Source organism: Variovorax sp. P5_A3 (assembly GCF_056400665.1).
In genome coordinates, this window is record NZ_JBFUKW010000032.1 from 37,920 (window position 1) to 54,233 (window position 16,314).

Genomic DNA, 16,314 nt, shown 5'->3' on the forward strand with positions numbered 1-16,314 from the left:
GTCACACCGGCGCGGGCAGCTCGCTGATGCGCTGCGCGATGCGCGCGGCCGCCTCGCCCAGCGCCTGCAACTCCTGCGGCCGCAGCGCCAGCTTCACGACCTCCTTGACGCCGTGCGGCCCGAGCCGCACCGGCAGCCCGACGCGCGTGTCGGCGATGCCATAGGCGCCCTGGGAGCGCACGCAGGCCGCGAGGGTCTCGTCACTGTTGCGGACCATCGCGCGGACCATCGTCGCGGCCGACTCGGCCGGCGAGAAATAGGCGCTGCCCTTCTGCAGCAGCTTGACGATCTCGCCGCCCGATTCGCGCGTGCGCTCGACGATCGCGTCGAGCGTGGCCGGATCGAGCAGCGCTTCCACGGGTTGTTGGCCCGCGAAGGCCTGGCTCAGTGGAATGACCATCTCCGGGCCGTGGCTGCCGAGTGCGAGGGCGCGCACATCCTGTGGCCGGGCGCGGCCGGTCAGCCCCACCAGCGAGCAGAAGCGCGCCGAGTCGAGCACACCGGCCATGCCCACCACGCGTTCCTGCGCAAAGCCGGTGTAGGTCGCGGCCAGGTGCGTCATCTCTTCGAGCGGGTTGCTGACGACGACCACGGTGGCGGCGGGTGCGTGCGCTTTCACGCCCTCGCAGACGGACTTCATGATGTCGGCGTTCACCGCCGTCAGGTCGGTGCGCGTCATGCCCGGCTGGCGCGGCTTGCCGGCGGTGATGACCACGTAGTCGGCGCCCGCGAGTGCCGCGAGATCCTCGCTGCCCGTGAGCGGCGTCGAGAAGCCGTAGAGGCCTGCGCCATGCCACATGTCCAGCGCGAGGCCCGCGGCCAGACCCGGCACGACATCGACCAGCACGACCTTGGCGAAGAGATCGCTTTGGGCGAGGCGCAAGGCCGTCATCGCGCCGACGTGTCCCGCACCGACGACCGCGGCGATCGGGCGAGCGCCGGGCCTCTGCGCGGCGGACCTGTCGGGGCCGAGTGCGTTGCGCCGGTAGAGGGCGCCAGACGGCGACGGAACAAAGGGAATACGGGACGCGGCGATCGCTTGCGGCGCTGCGGTCGCTGGCGGGGTCCTCGCGGCCGGCGTCACGGCCGGCGCAATGGCCGGGGCAGGCGATGCCGGCTTCGGCGCCGGAGCAGGCGTTGCGCCGGGTGCACCCGCCACATCCCCCACCACGATCTCCACTCCCAGCTCCTTCGCCCGATCCCGCGCCAGCGGCGTCATGCGATCGCCCTTGCCCAGCACGAGGCGCCCTGCGGCCGCCTCCACATCCGCCGCGGTCAGCATCTTCATGCCTTGCCCTCCAGATCCTCGATGACGCCGATGGCGGCGCGGGCCGCAGCCTGCACGTCGCTTTCGGTGCCCGAGATGAACAGCCGCCCGAAGCGCCCCAGCGCGCGCACTTCGATGATGCTGATGTCCGCCGCCTTCTCCGCCTCGTTGGCCGCGAGCGTGACATACGCCGCCGGCGACAACTCCAGCACCCACAGGCTCTTGCCCGGGATCAGCAGGTTGCCCTTTCGCCACTTGTTGATGAGCTGCGCCTGGTAGGCATTGACGTTGGTGACGAACATCGACGAGGCGATCTGCGGCTTCAACCGGTCGCTGGCCTTGAGCTCAAGGTAGTCGAGCACCGCCTCTCCGGCTGCGAGCACCTCGGCCTGCGTGTTCGAATGGATTTCGAGCAAGCCGAACTCGCGCTCCACCACCTGCAGCGCCGGACGCACGTCGGCCGCCTTCAGGGCAATGTCGGCGCAACGAAAGATCTCGTTGCCGGGCGCTACCTCGATGTAGAGCTCCGACATGCCGGCGACCGGCACGTCGCCCTGGCAGGTCGATGCCACATGGGCCGCCGCCTGCGGCTGCATGCGGTCGACGAAGGCGTAGGTTCTGAGTTGGAAGCTCATCAGGACATCGCAATTCCGAAAGGGGTGATCAATTCGGCGTGCGCCCAGCCGCGCACCTTCCAGCCGAGGTATTCCGCGATGACCTCCGCCGCACCGGGCAGCTGCAAGGCACCGCCGGCCAGGTGCACGACGACGGGCGCTTCGCCATCGCACTGTTTCCCGATCGACGCGGCGATGCGCTCGATGCCGGGCCGCAGGATCTGCATCGCGTCGGCGCCGTGCTCGCGCTTGCGCACTTCCGCGTCCTCGATGGGAATGTGGAGCGCGCCGGCAAGGATCAGATCGAGCTGATGGCCGCCGCCCGCGCGGTCGGTCAGCGAGACCATCGCGCCCTTGCGGAACACCCCGACGCCGGTGGAGCCGCCGCCGACATCGACCACGGCGCCATCGCGCACCTGCAGCAGCGCATTGGCCGCACTCACTTCATCGACGAGGCTGCGGCATTCGATGCCCGCCTGTTGCAGCACATACGAGCAGGCGCGGCAATCGCTCAACGGCACGGCCGGCGGATGGGCGGTCGCCGCTTCCGCCACCGGCGTGCCGAGCGCCGCTTCCGCGCGGTGCCTGAGTTCCCGCACCGCCCGCACCGCGCCCTGGAAATCGACCACCACGCCGTCGCGCACGACCTGGGTCCGCACGAAGTCCCAGTACACCGGTTGCATCGCCTCGTCGATCGCGGTGAGCACGATCGTGGCCGTGCCGAGGTCCACGCCGAAGCGCAGCGCACCGTGGGACGAAGGCGGCTTGCGCAACCGCTCGGCCGCCGCCGCCAGGAAGCGCTCGACGCGCGCATGCGCGGACGCTTCCGGCTTCGTCGGCGGGTCGGACTTGGGCTTGACTCGCATCAGCATCAGAGCCCCATGGTGGGTGAATAGATGTCCCGCCACGGGCGGTTCTGGTGGGCGATGCGCTTGATGTTGATCAGGTGCATGGCCGTGACGTTGTCCGAGACGATCGAGCCGCTCCACGTCCCCGTGCCGAGCATGAAGGAAGGATCGGTGCCGGCGCTGAAGCCCATGCCGCCGAGCAGGCTGGGCGAGTTCACGATGATGCGCGAGGCCGGCAGATCCGACATGCGCGCGATCATGGCCTGGTCGATGCCGTGCAGACCCAGCGTGTGCCCCTCGCCGCCGAAGGCGAGCACCTGCCTGCACCGCTGGAAACCCTGTTCGACATCGCGCGCGCGGTAGAACGAAAGCACCGGGCCGAGGATCTCCGCCGACAGCGGCGTCTGCGGCCCCACGTCGTCGAGCATCGCGCCGAGCACCTTGGTGCCGGGCGGCACGCTCAAGTCGATGCGCCGTGCCAGTTCCGCAGCGGACTGGCCCACCGCATCCGGGTTCAGCGCCCCGCGCCCCATGAACAACAGCGCACCCAGCTTCTGCTGCTGCTCGGGCGACAGGAACAGCGTGCCCCCGGCCTCGAAGGCCTTGATCGCCGCGTCGGCGATCGGCTCGTCGAGCACCACGCTCTGCTCGGCCACGCACGCCGTGCCGTTGTCGAAGGACTTCGAGGCCACGATCATCGTCGCGGCCTCGGCGATGTCCGGCACCGAGCGGTGGATGTAGACCGGCACATTGCCCGCGCCCACCGCCAGCGTCGGCTTGCCGGACGAATAGGCCGCGCGCACCATCGCCGCGCCGCCGGTGGCCATCACCAGCGCGATGTCGCGGTGCGCCATGAGTTCGCGCGTGGCGGGCAACTGGCCGCTCGACAGGCAATCGAGCAGGCCCTTGGGCGCGCCGGCCTTCTCCGCTGCGGCGGCCATGATCTCCACCGTGCGCACACAGCACCTGGCCGCACGCGGATGCGGCGCGCACACGATCGCGTTGCCCGACTTCACCGCCGCCAGGCACTTGAAGATGGTGGTCGACGTCGGATTGGTGACCGGGATGATCCCGGCGATCACGCCCATCGGCACGCCGACGGCCGTCACGCGGTTGACCTCGTCCACCCACAGCACGCCCAGCGTGCGCATCTGCGCCATCGCCTGCGCGCAGAATTTCGCGTTGAACAGGTTCTTCAGGATCTTGTCTTCATAGACGCCATAGCCGGTCTCGTCGACCGCGAGGCGTGCGAGTTCCTTCGAGGACGCCTCGGCTGCGGCGGCCATCGCCTTCACGATGCGGTCGGCCTTCTCCTGCGTCACGCCCTCGAAGGCCTCGAAGGCGCGCCGCGCCGACTGCGCCTTGAAGCGCGCCTCGCCGATCGCGGCGAGTTCGGCGTCGACATAGGGTGGGCTCGTCATGGCGGCGACCGGAGGGCATCGCGCTCAGCGAAAGTTGGCAGCGGCACCTCAGCGCGCCTTCGGCAGGATCGCTTCCACGTCCTCGTGCGGGCGCGGGATCACGTGCACGGACACGATCTCGCCGATCTTTCCGGCGGCCGCCGCGCCGGCATCGGTCGCGGCCTTGACCGCGCCGACATCGCCCCGGACCATGACCGTGACCAGCCCGCCGCCGATCTGCTCGCGGCCCACGAGCCGCACGTTGGCGGCCTTGACCATCGCATCGGCTGCTTCGATGGCGCCGACCAGGCCTTTGGTTTCGATGAGTCCGAGGGCGCCGCGCGGGCCGTCGACGACGGTCGGGCTGGGGTTGGGGCTGGTTGCCATGTCGGTGTCTCCAGGTGCTGTTGTGGAAGGGGAGGGTGGGGCGGTGGGCGTGAGCATTCAGTGCTTGTCGAAAGTGGAGCGGCCATCGAGCTGCACGGCATCGACGATGGCGGTCACGGCGGCATCGGTGGGGGTGGCTTGGCCGTCGGTGGCAAAGCGCGCGGCGCTGCCCAGCGTCACCAGCACGACCTCGCCGACGCCGGCGCCGACCAGGTCGATCGCCACATAGACATCGCGGGCGCGGCCGTCGGCGTCGTGGGCGATGGCCAGCGGATCGGCAGCCGCCACCGGTTCGAGCAGCAGCAGCTTGTGGGAAGCCAGGCCGGAAGCCTTGATCGACGCGACGACGTTGCCGCGCACGCGGGCCAGTTGCATGTATGTCTCCGTTGTCTCGTTGTCTCGTTGTCTCTTCGGGTTCAGCAGACGCCGCAAAGGTAAGCGGCGCCGCCGGCGAAGTCATTGGCCACACTGGCCAAAAACCACCCTCCGGATTGGCCATCGTGGCCATGGCACCCCTTGGCGCGTACTCTTAGAGTCCGCCACAGGCCAGCAGGTGCATGCTGACAACGAATGACAGGAGACACGCGGTGATCCAAGACGACGACGCGCAATTCCACAGCGCGGACCCCGACCCGACCTGGGCCGAGACCAACTTCTTCGGCTTCTACAACGCTGACGAGCACCTGAACGTCGGCGTGTATGCGCTCTTTCGGCCCAACCTGGGCGTGGTTGGCTCCACCATCTGCATGAACTCGGGCCGCGCGGTGACGCCGTGGGAAGCCGACTTCTGCGACATGCGCTCGCACATGCCGATGCCCAGGCCGCACGACCTGCTCGACTACGAACTGCTCAACAGCCTGCACGTGCGCTGCCTTTCGGCCAACAGCGTCTGGCACATCGCCTACGACGACAAGCAAGGCACGCGCATCGACGTCACCTATGAAGCGCTGATGCCCGCCTTCGACATCCACGACCCGGCGATGGACCCGATGTGCGGCTCGCAATCGACCGCCGGCAAGTTCGCCTGGGGCACGGCCTACAACGGCCACTTCGACCAGACCGGCACCTTCAAGGGCAGCGTGTCGGTGCGCGGGCGCGAGGTGCCGATCGACTGTGTCTCCACCATGGATCACAGCTGGGGCCCGCGGCCCGAGCGCGGCAAGCCCAACATGAGCTGGCTGCATGCGCACTTTTCCAGGGACCTGGCGTTCCACGGCATCTTCGGCTTCGACCAGACCCGCAACGGCGACGCGCTGTGGCTGGCGCATGGCTACGTACTCGAGGACGGCAAGGTCCACGGCCTGAAGGCCGGCACCGGCAGCGTGCAGCGGCCGCAGGAGCGCTACCCGGAACAGATCACGCTCGAACTCACCGACAGCAGCGACCGTGTCTGGAAAGCCGGCGGCCATGCGCTCACGACCTTTCCGTGGCAGTGCTGGCCCAACATGGTGTCGTTCAACTCGCTGTTCGCGTGGGACATGAACGGACAGCGCGGCCACGGCGAGGTGCAGGACTTCTTCGAACTGCCGCAACTCAACGCGCTCAACAGCGCCACGGCGACGACGCGCGCCTCGCGCCCCCTCTGACCGACCTGCCCTGTCAGCCCCCAATGCCCCGCGCCATTCTGTTCGACCTCGACGGCACGCTGGTGGACACGCGCGCCGAGTCGTGGGAACTGTTCTCGGAGACCAACCGCGCCTTCGGCCTGGGCATCGATTCGCGCGAGGCCTTCTTCCGCGCCTTCGAGGGCAACTTCTTCGAATCGCTGGCCAGGCTGATTCCCGATGCGGCCAAGGCACTGGCCGCCAAGACGCACTTCATGGAGCTGCTGCGCACACGCTACCACCCGGCCCTGATCCCTGGCATGGTCGACGTGGTGCGCGCGCTGGCGCCGCGCTGCACGCTGGCCGTGGTCTCGACCAACGGCATCGAGGCGATCCGCCGCATCCTTGTCGACGCGGGCATCGCGACCTGCTTCTCGCACGTCTTCTCCGGCGACGTGGAACCGCGCAAGGTCGCGTCGATGCGACGCTTCCTGGGCGACCAACGCTACGCCGCACAACGCCTGTGCTCGCCGGCCTACCACGAGGGCGACGCTGGCGGCGCGCTCGAATCGGCCGAGGTGGTGCTGGTGACCGACACGGTCGGCGACATCGCGGAGGCGAAGGAAGCCGGCGTGCGCGCCATCGGCGTCGCGTGGGGCATGCACACGGAAAAGCAGCTGCTCGAAGCGGGGGCCGAGAAGGTTGCGCTGTGGCCGCAGGAGCTGGTGGCGTGGCTGCGCAACGGCGACGCGAGCGCAGCCTGCAGCACAGACTGCGCGTGCAGCACATCGCCGGGCGCATTCTGCGGACCGCATCCGTCCGAACCCGCCGCATCGCTTCGTCGCACCCGGCAGCTCGAGTCCCGCACGGCGCGCGCCGACGTGCTGCTCGCCAGTGCCGCGCCTGCCCAGGCATCGCACCCTGCCTCGCTCCCCGACGCCAGCCGCGCCGAACTGATGCAGGCGCTCGCCATGACCGTAGGAAGGCCCTGACCCACGAACCCATTCATTTCCGCGACACCCAGGCGCTGCAGCGCCCCGGCGTCATCCGCTTCCAACCGAGCCAACGAAGAAGGAGACCTGATTCATGAAAGCCATTGCAGAAGGATTCAACAGTTTCGAGACGGACAAGAAGCCGATCGGGACCATCAAGTTCCTGCCCGACCCCAAGTCGGTGATCGCGTTGATCCAGAGCGGAAAGCTCAAGGAGCACATCGTGCTGGCGCAGGGCGGTACCACGACCTTCCTCGCGCCAGCGCTGAGCATGGGCGCGATGGGCGTGGTCACGCTGTCGGGCGCCCCGGAGTCGCACCTCGGCATCCTCTCGCGCGAATTCCAGATTCCCTGCGTGATGACGGCCTACCTCGTCGACAACGAGTCGCGCTACGTCACAGGCGGCGAGAACAAGGCGCACTTCGACGCGATGGTCAAGGCGCTCGACGGCAAGAAGGTGCAACTGGATTGCGAAGGCGCCGAGCTGGGCAGGATTCTTTTGGTCGACTGAACATCAAGAACGGAGACACGCCACATGGACTACCTCAAGCGCTACGAGCCCAATGACGACGGGCTCAGGTTCCAGGACCTCACCTATATCGGCAACTTCAAGGGCATGCCGCCCGTGCCCGACGGCATCCTCGGCGACCGCATGATGAAGCAGCGCGCCAAGAGCAAGGTGCTCGAGAAGGTGAGCAAGGAAGATGTGCTGCGCGACCAGTTCACCATCGACGAACTGAACGACCTCAACAACTACCTCGCATGGAACATCTGGGACGTGCTGGTGATGCGCGCGACCGAAGGCGCCTCCGGAATGATTCCGCGGCAGGAGTACGAGATCCTCGCCTTCATGCACGAGTTCTACCGCTGGCCCGAGATCCTGCGCATGACCACCGACGAAGTCGGCGCGCAGGGCGTGGTCGACATCGGCGTGTCGGCGCGCAGCGAGATCGGCACCAAGATCAACGCGGTGCACGACTGGTGCATCGGCGCGGTCGGCTTCGGCATGGGCCGTTGCGGCCTGCTGGCGCTGGAGGTGATCCAGGCCGACGACTACATCGAGGAGAGCAACGAGATCCTGAAGTTCATGCAGCGCGTGCTCTGGGGCAAGCGCCAGGATGGCTGGATCCTCAACTCGCAGGACAGCTACCGCTGCCTGATCCACGAGAAGCCGGTGATCGAGCGGTTGACCTCGCAACTCGACCGCATGGCACCCGGCAGTGCCGAGCACGAGCAGGTGATCAAGTTCAATGCAGCGGCCGAACTGCTGTCCTTCCTCGACCACTACGACTGCCGGCTGGGCCTGGGCGACACCGGACCGTACCCGCTGCCCAACGGCAACCTGCTCGTCATTCGCGACCTGTTCTGCAATGAAGAGGCCTTCGAGTGGAGCGACGTGTGCGACCACGAGAACGTGCCGCACTGCTACACCGTGGTGCTGGAGATCGACCCGAAGGTGATGAAGCTCGACGAGATCCGCGTCAACGACATCTCGACCACCTTCACGCGGCCGAAGAACTACATCCCGGCGATCCAGGCCGCGGCCGTGTTCGTGCGCGAGAAGTGGGACACACCGATGGGCGAGATCTACAAGGTGCCGGTGAAGGATCTCGCGCCACGGCTGGAGCGCGTGCAGCAGGCCACCTTCAAGCTCTACAGCAAGCTCTCGCGGCAGTCGCGCCGCACGCTGATCACCAACGGCATGTACGTGTACTACATCGACATGATCCTGCCGCACCTGCGCAAGGCCGGCACCTACGACAAGGCCTGCACCGACTACAAGTTCTGGGAAATCGACCAACGTGTGGCCAACTACTACTACGACATCACCAAGCGCGGCTTTGCGCAGGCCACGGTGCCGCAGAAGATCTTCTCGGGCGAGGGCTACCTGCCGTTCAGCGAGAAGGCGGACCGGCGCCGGTCGAAGTATCTCTGGTCCTGACCACGCGCTGCATCGCATGCTGTCCGACACCGACTTCATCACGCTCAACGCCGTCTACCTGAAGAAGATGGCGACCGGGGCCACCATCGCGGAGGTCACCGGCCTGGTGGCCGACGTGGTGGGCCAGCACCTGGCCACCGCCGACGACCATGGCTGGATCATGAGTCTGCCCGAGGGCGCGATGCTGCTGCCGGACGGCATCGACCAGGTCGTTGCCTACTACCACGCGACCTACGCCGAGGTGCGCGCGCAGCCGGCACTGGCCACCTGGTACGAGGCCTTCGAGACGTTGAACAAGCGCTTCATCGCCTCGGTCAGCGAATGGCAGCAGACCGAAGGCGACGAACGCGTGGAGCGGCGCCTGCTGCAGGCGGCGGAGCGCCTGGTCAAGGACATCCGTCAGTTGCTGGCGATCGTGCCGCGCTACGAGGCCTACGTGCGGCGCTTCGAGCAGGCCATGGACCGTGTCGATCAGGGGCAGCGCGACTACGTGTGCAAGCCCACCATCGACTCGGTGCACAACATCTGGTTCGAGTTCCACGAGGACATCCTTGCGGTGCTGGGGCGTCCGCGGGACACCACATGAATCGCTCCCTCATGGAACCCGATTTCGCGCAGCCCGTCGAGCGCATCGACCCGCAGGACACGGCCCGCTTTGGCGGCAAGGCCACCGGGCTCGCGCGCATGGCGGCTGCGGGCATTCCGGTGCCGCCGGCATTCGTGATCGGCACCGACGGCTACCGGGCGTTTCGCGCGGCCGGCGCCTTGCCCCCTGAAATCATCGCGCAGGCCGAGGCGCAGATGCTGCGGCTCGAAGAAGCCACCGGCCGCCGCTTCGGCGCCGCCGACGCGATGCCGCTGCTGGTGTCGGTGCGGTCCGGCGCGCAGATCAGCATGCCCGGCATGATGGACACGGTGCTCAACCTCGGCATCACCGCGCGCGGTGCATGGGCGATGGCGGTGGCGACGGGCAACGCCGCCTTTGCGCTCGACACATGGATCCGCTTCTGGCGCATGTTCTGCGACATCGTGCTGGACCTCGATGGCGACGCGCTGGCGCGAGAGCTGGACGGCGCGTTGCAACAGGCAAGGCAGGCCCCCGGTGGAGAGGCCTTCGATGCGCTGGAGGCTGCGGTGCTCGCCGCCCTTGCCGCGCAGGGCGCCGGCGAAGTCCGTGCCGATCCGCACTGGCAATTGCAGCGTGCCATCGGCGCCGTCTTCGAGTCGTGGGACAGCCGGCGCGCGCGTGCCTACCGGGCGCACCACAAGATCGCCGATGACCTCGGCACGGCCGTGACGGTGCAGGCGATGGTGTTCGGCAACTTCGATGCGCACTCCGGCTCCGGCGTCGCTTTTACGCGCGATCCGAACACCGGCGAGTCGAAGCTGTACGGCGAATTCCTCGCCTGCTGCCAGGGCGAAGACCTGGTTTCGGGTGAAGCCACGCCAGTCTCGCTGGCCGAGCCCGGCGCGTTGAGCGAGCGCCACCGCGGCGAGCTGCTCGGACATGGCCGGCAGCTGGAACGCATGTACCACGACGCGGTCGACATCGAATTCACCGTTGAGGGCGCGCAGCTCTATTTCCTGCAGGTGCGACCCGCCAAGCGCACCGCGCAGGCGGCGGTGCGCATCGCCGCGGAGCTGGTCGACGACGGCATCATCTCGCCGCCCGCGGCCTTGCAGAAGGTGTCGATCGAGCAGCTCAAGCGCTTGCTGCGGCCTTCGTTCGAGCCCAACGCGCTGGCCGCGGCGACCGTGCTGACGCAGGGCACCGGCGCGTCACCCGGACACTCGTACGGCATCGCAGTGCTCGACTCGGACCGCGCGGCCACGCTCGCGGCCTCCGGCCAGCGCGTGGTGCTGTTGCGTCCCACCACCAGCCCGCAGGACATCCGCGGCATGCTGGCATCGCAAGCCATCGTGACGGCGCGCGGCGGCGCGCTGAGCCATGCAGCCGTCGTCTCGCGCGCGCTCGACCTGCCCTGCGTCGTCGGCTGCGAAGCGATGGAGATCGAGCCCGACCAGCGCCGCTTCACGGTCGGCCATCAGGTGCTGGAGGAGGGCGCCCCGCTGTCGGTCGACGGTGCCACCGGCCGGGTCTACAGCGGCGTGCTGCCGCTCGAATCGACTGCGCATGCGGTGGGCCACATCGACCGCATCCTCGGCTGGTCCGATGCGGCCGCGCAGATCGGTTTCTGGACCGCCGGTGTCAACGGCGGCGATGCACGCGCGGCATTGGGCCAGGGGCCGCAAGGGCTCGGCGTCATCGCATTGACCGACCTCTTCATCGCAGCCGGCACGCTCAACGAACTGATCGACGCCATCAACGACCTCAGCCGTCAGCCTGTCGACAAGGACGTGCAGGACCGCCTCGCCCGCATGACCTACGACGCCTGCCGCCACCTGATGCTCGAATCCACCGGCGCGCCGATCGACATCCGGCTGCCCAACCTCGGCTCGCCGCGCGCGCAGCGGCTGATCAGCACCTGGGCCTCGCTGGCGCCGCGTCTGTTCCTGCCCCTGGGCCTGAAGGGTCTGTACGGCTCGCTGCTGCGCGGCATCGCCGACGCCGCGCGGGAGACGGCCCATGCGCGCGTGACGCCGTTGACCGCCGCGGTGACCTGTGTCGAAGAGTTCAGTGCGTTCCGCAAGGCCGCCGAGGCCGTCGGGTTCGGCAAGGTCGGCGTGGTGCTGCAAAGCCCGGCGGGGCTGTCGTGCGCGGCGGAACTGGCGCGCGCGGAGGCCGTGCTGTGGATCGACATCCGCGAACTGATACGGACATATTACGGTTATCCCAGTGCGCTATCGTTTGGCGACGAAGTCTTCGAGGACTACCTTGCCGACGGCTATCTCACCTACAACCCGCGCAGCACGCTCGGCCCGCAACTGGGCGATGCGCTGCGCACGCTGTCGGCCAACATCGCGCCGATGGTGCATGCGCGGCTCGGCATCGAATGCGGCGACGGTACCTCGCTGTCGCTCCTGGAAGACCTGTACCGGGCCGGCCTGCGCACTTTCTCCGCACCCGCACCGGCCACCGCCGGATTGCGGCTGGGCTTGGGCCAACTGGCCGCAAGGAGCAAATCGTCATGACTGATTCGAACGACATGAGGGGCACCGCGCTCGGCTTTGTCGAGACCGTGGGCAAGACGGCGGCGACACTGGCCGCCGATGCGATGGTCAAGGCGGCCAACGTGAGGCTGGTGACGATGCAACAGCCGGGCGGCGGCATCATCACGGTCGTCGTGCGTGGCGACGTGGGCGCGGTCAAGGCCGCGGTCGATGCGGGTGCCGCGGCGGCGGAGACGGTCGGCAAGGTGCGCTCGGCGCATGTGATTCCACGGCCGCATGAGGACGTGGAAGACATTCTCGAGCGGCCCGCTGTGCGCTGACCCGCGGATACGCAAGGCCTTCATGCTCACAGGCGTTTTCAACTTTCGGGATCTCGGCGGCCTGCCCACGGCCGACGGCCGCGTGACCCGTTCCGGACGGCTGTTCCGCAGCGACACCTTGCAGGCGCTGACACCGGAGGATGTTCACTACCTGGCGACGACGCTCGGCCTCAAGGCCATCATCGACCTTCGCCTGGCGCGCGAGGTGGCCGAGGAAGGACGCGGCCCGCTGGCTGCGCACGAGGGCATCGCGTACTTCAACGCGCCGCTCGAGATGGCGTCGGTCGAGAACGTCGATCCGGCACTGGTGCTGCACGACCTGTATGCCGGGTGCCTGCAGCGCGGCGAGGTGCTGGCCCATGCGATCGACCGGCTCGCGGAGTTTGCCGGGCAGCCTGCGCTCATCCATTGCGCCGCGGGCAAGGACCGCACCGGCGTGCTGGCGGCGCTGGTGCTCAAGTTCACCGGCGTCAGCGACGACGTGATCGTGGCGGACTACATGGCGTCCGCGCCCAACATGCCACGCATGCTGGAACGCTTTGCGAGTTGGCCGACCTATCGCGATCACCTGGCTGCGATGCCGCCGCAGGTCTACGCTGTCGAGGAAGCGCCCCTGCGGCACTTTCTGGATGTGCTGGATCGGCGCCACGGTGGCGCGCAAGCGTGGGCCAGGTCCAACGGGGTCAGCGAGGAGACCTTGCGGACGATCCGGGAAGGTCTGCTACAGCCGACCTGACGGCAACCGTTGGCGGCCGCGCTGAGGTTGCGAAGGGAGGTCAGCTATTCAGCGGCCCTTGAAATCGGGCGGGCGCTTCTCGAAGAAGGCCGTCACGCCCTCGGCTGCATCTTCGGTCTCGAAGCAGATGTTGAAGGCGGCAGCCTCGCGACCGAGCGCGTCGCGCAGGTCGCCGCGTTCACCGCGATAGAGCGACTGCTTCGCCAGCCGGATCGCGATCGGCGGGCCTGCGGCGATCCGCTCGGCCAGTTCGAGGACGGCCGGCATCAATTGATCGGAGGGCACGACGCGCGAGACGATACCGAGACGCAGTGCCTCGTCGGCATCGATCGTGTCACCCGTGAATGCAAGCTCGCAGGCCTTCGCCATGCCGACGATGCGAGGCAAGAGGTAGCTGGCGCCCGTGTCCGGAGGCAGGCCGCGCTTCACGAAGGCTTGCGCGAAACGTGCCGTGGTCGAGGCGATGCGGATGTCGGCGGCCAGGGCCATGTTCATGCCGGCGCCGGCCGCCGCGCCGTTGATGGCGGCGATGACAGGCTTGCCCGCTTCATGAATCGCAAGCAGCATCGCGTCGCGGGCGGGACGGATCTTTTCCTGCAGGCTGCGACCCGCCCCGCTGGTGCGAGACTCGGCCATTTCCTTGACGTCGCCGCCGGCGCAGAAGGCCGCGCCGGCACCCGTCAGCACGATGACCCTGACGTCGTCATCGAGTTCCGCATGGGCCATGGCGGCCGCGATGTCCTGCTTCAACGTGCCGCCGATCGCGTTCATGCGCTCCGGCCGGTTGAAGGTGAGGATGGCCACGCCGCCACGGCGCTCGTAGAGAAGACTGGCGAATTCGGGGGAAGTCATCGGTTGGTGCCTTCGAAGATCTGGTTGAGCTTGGCGTCCCGCATCATCCGTTCGACCGGATAGTCCTTGACGTAGCCGTAGCCGCCGAGGACCTGCACGGCGTCGGTGGTCACCTTCATCGCCATGTCGCTCGCGAAGCACTTGGCCATGCTCGCGAGCATCGGCAGTCGATCCCACTCGCCGCGATCACCCGCGCGCGTGCACTCATACAGCAGGCAGCGCGCCGCTTCGATCTGCATCGCCATGTCGGCCAGCATGAACTGGATGCCCTGGAACTCGGAAATCGCGCGCTTGAACTGCCTGCGCTCCTGCGCATACGCGACCGCGGCTTCCAGCGCGCCCTGCGCGAGGCCCACCGACGCCGCAGCGATGGCGGGTCGGTTGAGGTCCAGCGCCCGCATCGCTGCGCGAAAGCCCTTGCCTTCCTCGCCGAGCATGTTTTCGGCCGGCACCCGGACCTTGTCGAGGTAGACCGGCACGTTCACGGCGCCGCGCATGCCCATCTTGCGTTCCTTCTTGCCGAAGCTCACGCCCTGGCTGGCCTTGACGTCGACGATGAACGGGCTGATGTTGTCGACCCCGCCCGCGTCACTGGTCTTGGCGAACACCATGATGTAGTCGGCCACGCTGCCGAAGGAACACCATTGCTTCTGGCCCGTGATGACGTAGTCGTTGCCGTCGCGCACGGCACGGGTCCGTATGGCACTCACATCCGATCCCGCGCCAGGCTCCGACAGCGCGATGGCGGTCAGCGTGCGGCCTCCCGCGACGATGGGCAGGAAGCGCTTCTTCTGCGCCTCGGTGCCGAAATGCATCAGCGGCAGCACGAACATCGTGGTTTCACCCGCCAGGAGCCCGCAGGCTTCCGAGTGGCGCGAGATCTCCTCGCGCGCCATGCAGACCATCGTGAGGTTGGCGCCCGGCCCCCCGTATTCCTCGGGCACCCACAGTTGCAGCAGGCCCATGTCGCCGTAGACCGGGATCAGTTCGGTCGGGAATCGATCGTTCTCGTCGATCTCGGCGGCGATCGGCGCCACATGCTTTTCGGCCATCCGGCGAACGCTGTCGCGAAAGGCCAGTTCTTCGGCAGTGAAGTCCACGATCAGCTTTCTGTTCGGTTGGAGAGAGGGGCCGGGTCGGGCACGTTCATTCAGGTTGGATGTTCTGTTCGCGGATGATCGTGCTCCAGCGCGACACGTCCTGCTTTACGTAGTCCATCACCTTGGCCGGCGTGCTGCTCTCGGCGTCGACGCCCAGCGAATCGAAGCGCTTGCGCACGTCGTCCGATGCGACGGCCGCCGCGATGGCCTTGTGCAGCTGCTCGATGATCTCCGGCGGCGTTCCGGCCTTGACCAGGATGGCGAACCACGAATAGAGCGTGAAGCCGGGAACGGACTTGGCGATCACATCGGCGTTCGGGTCGTGAGGGGAAGGGGTCTCGGAGGTCACGCCCACGAGCTTGATCTTGCCGGTGGCGATCTGGCCGCGCATGGCTTCGGTCGGCGTCGTCAGCAAGACCTGAACCTCGCCACCGATCAGGGCATTGAGCGTCGGCGCCTGGCCCTTGTAGGGCACGTGGGTCATCTTCAGCCCCGCCTGCTTGAGCAGCAATTCGGTGCCGAGGTGACCGAGCGAACCGATGCCCGCGCTCGCATAGTTGGCGCTGCCCCCGCTGCTCTTCGCCCAGTCGAGGAAGGACTTCATGTTGTTTGCGGGCACGCCGGCGCCGACGGCCAGCACCATCGTCGACTTCGCGACCATCGAGATGGGCGCGAAGTCCTTGACCGGATCAAAGCCTGCGTTCTTCTGCAGCAGCGGCGTCACCGCGCTGGGCCCGTTATTGCCGAGAAAGAGCGTATAGCCGTCGGCCGGTGCGCGCAGCACCTGTTGCGCGCCGAGTGCACCGCCGACTCCGGGGACGTTGTCGACGATGATCGTGGCGCCGCCGAGGGCGTTCTGCAAAGGCGCCTGCAGGATGCGCGCCATCGCGTCGGTGGGACCACCCGCGGCATAGGGCACGACCAGCCGGATGGGCTTGTCGGGGTAGGCGGCCTGGGCGGCGAAGGGGAGGGCGGCTGCGATGAGCACGCCAAGGATGCGTTCGATCGGTTTCATCATGTCTCCGTTGTAGGTTTGCCTGCATCGGCGTGCAGGTGGTTGGGTCAACCGAGTTCGCGTGCAAACTCCGGCACGGCCGTGAACAGGTCCGCCACGAGGCCGTAGTCGGCCACGCTGAAGATCGGCGCTTCTTCGTCCTTGTTGATCGCGACGATCACCTTGGAGTCCTTCATGCCGGCCAGATGCTGGATCGCGCCCGAGATGCCAGCTGCGATGTACAAC

At 67.7% G+C, this 16,314-nt stretch carries 17 protein-coding genes and 1 pseudogene; 8 read left to right on the plus strand and 10 right to left on the minus strand.

The features are described from left to right. Window position 1: 1 nt before the first annotated feature. Genes AC1D3B_RS31665 through AC1D3B_RS31690 form a run of 6 tightly spaced genes read right to left on the minus strand, consistent with a single transcriptional unit; the run spans window position 2 to window position 4,891 of the window. A complete protein-coding gene (locus tag AC1D3B_RS31665; RefSeq protein ID WP_478194636.1) occupies window positions 2–1,288 on the minus strand; it encodes a malate dehydrogenase in 1,287 nt (428 codons plus the stop codon). After that, window positions 1,285–1,902 (minus strand): BMC domain-containing protein, encoded by a 618-nt coding sequence (locus AC1D3B_RS31670; protein WP_478194637.1) that lies wholly within the window; start codon window positions 1,900–1,902, stop codon window positions 1,285–1,287. The genes AC1D3B_RS31665 and AC1D3B_RS31670 overlap by 4 nt, the downstream gene beginning before the upstream one ends. Next, complete coding sequence (eutJ, locus tag AC1D3B_RS31675; RefSeq protein ID WP_478194638.1) at window positions 1,902–2,753, minus strand: ethanolamine utilization protein EutJ; 852 nt, start codon at window positions 2,751–2,753, stop codon at window positions 1,902–1,904. The genes AC1D3B_RS31670 and eutJ overlap by 1 nt, the downstream gene beginning before the upstream one ends. Beyond that, a complete protein-coding gene (locus AC1D3B_RS31680) occupies window positions 2,753–4,150 on the minus strand; it encodes an aldehyde dehydrogenase family protein (protein ID WP_478194639.1) in 1,398 nt (465 codons plus the stop codon). Before AC1D3B_RS31680 ends, eutJ begins: the two co-directional genes overlap by 1 nt. Window positions 4,151–4,198: 48 nt before the next feature. Beyond that, complete coding sequence (locus AC1D3B_RS31685; protein ID WP_478194640.1) at window positions 4,199–4,516, minus strand: BMC domain-containing protein; 318 nt, start codon at window positions 4,514–4,516, stop codon at window positions 4,199–4,201. A gap of 57 nt (window positions 4,517–4,573) precedes the next feature. Next, complete coding sequence (locus tag AC1D3B_RS31690; RefSeq protein ID WP_478194641.1) at window positions 4,574–4,891, minus strand: EutN/CcmL family microcompartment protein; 318 nt, start codon at window positions 4,889–4,891, stop codon at window positions 4,574–4,576. Between the two features lie 212 nt (window positions 4,892–5,103). On the opposite strand from AC1D3B_RS31690, the gene AC1D3B_RS31695 reads away from it, so the two are divergent. From AC1D3B_RS31695 to AC1D3B_RS31730, 8 genes are all read left to right on the plus strand, one after another. Beyond that, on the plus strand, window positions 5,104–6,102 hold the full coding sequence (locus AC1D3B_RS31695; protein WP_478194642.1) for a DUF7064 domain-containing protein: 999 nt from the start codon (window positions 5,104–5,106) through the stop codon (window positions 6,100–6,102). A gap of 23 nt (window positions 6,103–6,125) precedes the next feature. Next, on the plus strand, window positions 6,126–7,052 hold the full coding sequence (locus AC1D3B_RS31700; RefSeq protein ID WP_478194643.1) for an HAD family hydrolase: 927 nt from the start codon (window positions 6,126–6,128) through the stop codon (window positions 7,050–7,052). 94 nt (window positions 7,053–7,146) lie between these two features. After that, window positions 7,147–7,563, plus strand: coding sequence for a PEP-utilizing enzyme (locus AC1D3B_RS31705; RefSeq protein WP_478194644.1), 417 nt, complete (start codon window positions 7,147–7,149; stop codon window positions 7,561–7,563). 24 nt (window positions 7,564–7,587) lie between these two features. Next, entirely contained in the window at window positions 7,588–8,994 is a 1,407-nt protein-coding gene (locus AC1D3B_RS31710; RefSeq protein ID WP_478194645.1) for a hypothetical protein, read from the plus strand. A 16-nt stretch (window positions 8,995–9,010) separates the two neighbouring features. Beyond that, complete coding sequence (locus AC1D3B_RS31715) at window positions 9,011–9,580, plus strand: hypothetical protein (protein ID WP_478194646.1); 570 nt, start codon at window positions 9,011–9,013, stop codon at window positions 9,578–9,580. Further along, window positions 9,577–12,087 (plus strand): pyruvate, phosphate dikinase, encoded by a 2,511-nt coding sequence (locus AC1D3B_RS31720; RefSeq protein WP_478194647.1) that lies wholly within the window; start codon window positions 9,577–9,579, stop codon window positions 12,085–12,087. Before AC1D3B_RS31715 ends, AC1D3B_RS31720 begins: the two co-directional genes overlap by 4 nt. Continuing rightward, window positions 12,084–12,386, plus strand: a complete 303-nt coding sequence (locus AC1D3B_RS31725; protein ID WP_478194648.1) for a BMC domain-containing protein — start codon at window positions 12,084–12,086, stop codon at window positions 12,384–12,386. The genes AC1D3B_RS31720 and AC1D3B_RS31725 overlap by 4 nt, the downstream gene beginning before the upstream one ends. Window positions 12,387–12,408: 22 nt before the next feature. Continuing rightward, a complete protein-coding gene (locus tag AC1D3B_RS31730) occupies window positions 12,409–13,122 on the plus strand; it encodes a tyrosine-protein phosphatase (RefSeq protein WP_478194649.1) in 714 nt (237 codons plus the stop codon). Window positions 13,123–13,170: 48 nt separating this feature from the next. Here the strand turns inward: AC1D3B_RS31730 and AC1D3B_RS31735 are convergent, their stop codons facing one another. The 4 genes and pseudogenes from AC1D3B_RS31735 to AC1D3B_RS31750 form a co-directional block, all read right to left on the minus strand. Then, window positions 13,171–13,974, minus strand: coding sequence for an enoyl-CoA hydratase/isomerase family protein (locus AC1D3B_RS31735; protein WP_478194650.1), 804 nt, complete (start codon window positions 13,972–13,974; stop codon window positions 13,171–13,173). Then, a complete protein-coding gene (locus AC1D3B_RS31740) occupies window positions 13,971–15,074 on the minus strand; it encodes an acyl-CoA dehydrogenase family protein (protein WP_478194651.1) in 1,104 nt (367 codons plus the stop codon). The genes AC1D3B_RS31735 and AC1D3B_RS31740 overlap by 4 nt, the downstream gene beginning before the upstream one ends. Before the next feature lie 46 nt (window positions 15,075–15,120). Then, window positions 15,121–16,089: a Bug family tripartite tricarboxylate transporter substrate binding protein gene (locus AC1D3B_RS31745; protein ID WP_478194652.1), complete on the minus strand. Its 969-nt coding sequence runs from the start codon at window positions 16,087–16,089 to the stop codon at window positions 15,121–15,123. Window positions 16,090–16,136: 47 nt separating this feature from the next. Next, window positions 16,137–16,314: pseudogene (locus AC1D3B_RS31750) on the minus strand (electron transfer flavoprotein subunit alpha/FixB family protein); the annotation flags it as partial.